Annotated in this window: 1 protein-coding gene; it reads left to right on the forward strand. The window is 55.6% G+C overall.

Features of this window, described 5'->3' with window-relative positions:
• Positions 1-878: elongation factor Tu (tuf, locus tag CU041_RS20245; protein ID WP_101248253.1), on the forward strand; the 878-nt coding region annotated here is incomplete at both ends.

Here is an 878-nt window from a genome sequence, read left to right on the forward strand (position 1 = left end):
GAAAAGTTTGAGCGTACAAAACCGCACGTTAACGTTGGCACCGTCGGCCACGTTGACCACGGTAAAACCACGCTGACCGCAGCGATCACCAAAGTTCTGGCAGAACAGGGTGGCGCATCGTTCCAGGACTACAGCATGATCGACAAGGCACCGGAAGAGAAAGCTCGTGGTATCACGATCTCGACCGCGCACGTCGAATATGAGACCGAAAACCGCCACTACGCGCACGTCGACTGCCCGGGCCACGCTGACTATGTTAAAAACATGATCACTGGTGCGGCACAGATGGACGGTGGCATCCTGGTTGTTTCGGCAGCTGATGGCCCGATGCCGCAGACCCGCGAGCACATCCTGCTTGCACGTCAGGTTGGCGTTCCGGCACTGGTCGTGTTCATGAATAAGGTTGACCAGGTTGACGATGAAGAGCTTCTCGAGCTCGTCGAAATGGAAATCCGTGAACTTCTGTCGTCCTACGACTTCCCGGGCGACGATATTCCGATCATCAAGGGCTCGGCTCTTGCTGCTCTGGAAGGTCGCGATGACGAAATCGGCAAAAACGCTATCCTCGAGCTGATGGCTGCTGTTGATGACTACATCCCGGCACCGGATCGTCCGAAAGACAAGCCGTTCCTGATGCCGATCGAAGACGTGTTCTCGATTTCGGGTCGTGGTACGGTTGTTACCGGTCGTGTTGAAACCGGCGTTGTTAAAGTTGGCGAAGAGATCGAAATCGTCGGCATTAAAGACACCGTCAAAACGACCGTTACCGGCGTTGAAATGTTCCGCAAGCTGCTCGATCAGGGTGAAGCTGGCGACAACATCGGCGCACTGCTTCGTGGTACCAAGCGTGAAGACGTCGAACGTGGCCAGGTTCTGGC

Source organism: Thalassospira povalilytica, from assembly GCF_002844235.1.
GTDB classification, from domain to species: domain Bacteria; phylum Pseudomonadota; class Alphaproteobacteria; order Rhodospirillales; family Thalassospiraceae; genus Thalassospira; species Thalassospira povalilytica.